Source organism: Metabacillus niabensis (genome assembly GCF_902829255.1).
GTDB lineage: Bacteria > Bacillota > Bacilli > Bacillales > Bacillaceae > Metabacillus > Metabacillus niabensis.
In genome coordinates, this window is the sequence record NZ_CADEPK010000115.1 from 1 (window position 1) to 925 (window position 925).

Sequence of the window (925 nt, forward strand, 5' to 3'; positions counted from 1 at the left end):
ACCTGACACTATCAGTAACATTTTTTTGAATTAAGAATAGGAAAAAGTTTACTTACATAATATTTTATCTAGCAAAAAATTTGGATTAATGATAAATTAATTAAAAATAGGAGTAAACTAATTATTACTTTTAATTGTGCATATCATTCACTTGTTTAAGAATATATAGTTCGGAGGAAGTTAGATTGTCTAGTCGCCAGGATAAAATGTATGAATTAGAATCATTGATGCGTTATGTTTATAAAGTGCTTCGAAATGAAATGAACGAAGTATATGAAAATGAAATGTCTCGAAATGAGTTTTTCATCTTAAAAACTCTATATGAACAGGGTTCAAAAAAATCATCAGATCTGTCAAAAATGTTAAATGTTTCCGCCTCACATATTACTGCTGTAACTGACTCTCTTATCGAAAAAAACTGGATAAAAAGAATTCGTTCCATTCAAGATAGAAGAATAGTTGATTTGCATTTAACTGATGAGGGAAAAGCAAAATTGGAGTTATTTGAAAAAAAGAAAACGAATTTTTTATTGGAAAAATTCAATGACTTTACTGACAAGGAAATTGAGAATTTTATTTCTTTATTTCACAAACTATTAAAAATGGATAACAAATAGGCTTACTTTTAAACATCATTTTCGAATTAAAATCCCCCCCTATTTCGTTATAATTCTAACCTCTTTTCTTTTAACCTCGCCGTTTTTTTAAGAACTTGTGCTATAATCTTAATTTGCATCAGATGCTCGCTACCTTTTATAGAAGGATGGCGAGCATCCTTGTGTGCACATAAAATCTGCGTAAATTACGACACATGCCAGTGCACTCCACTGTCTGTATCTCCCAAATTTGCTTCAACCACTTTTAGCAAAGTCCTTAAAAAGAATATCTTGTATTAATTAGTTTTTTCAATTTCACCTTTATAAGA

Annotated in this window: 1 protein-coding gene; it reads left to right on the forward strand. The window is 29.3% G+C overall.

Going from position 1 to position 925, the window contains the following annotated elements; translation table 11 throughout:
* Nucleotides 1-206 precede the first annotated feature (206 nt).
* Complete coding sequence (locus HU235_RS10535) at nucleotides 207-617, forward strand: MarR family winged helix-turn-helix transcriptional regulator (RefSeq protein WP_170944399.1); 411 nt, start codon at nucleotides 207-209, stop codon at nucleotides 615-617.
* Nucleotides 618-925 lie beyond the last annotated feature (308 nt).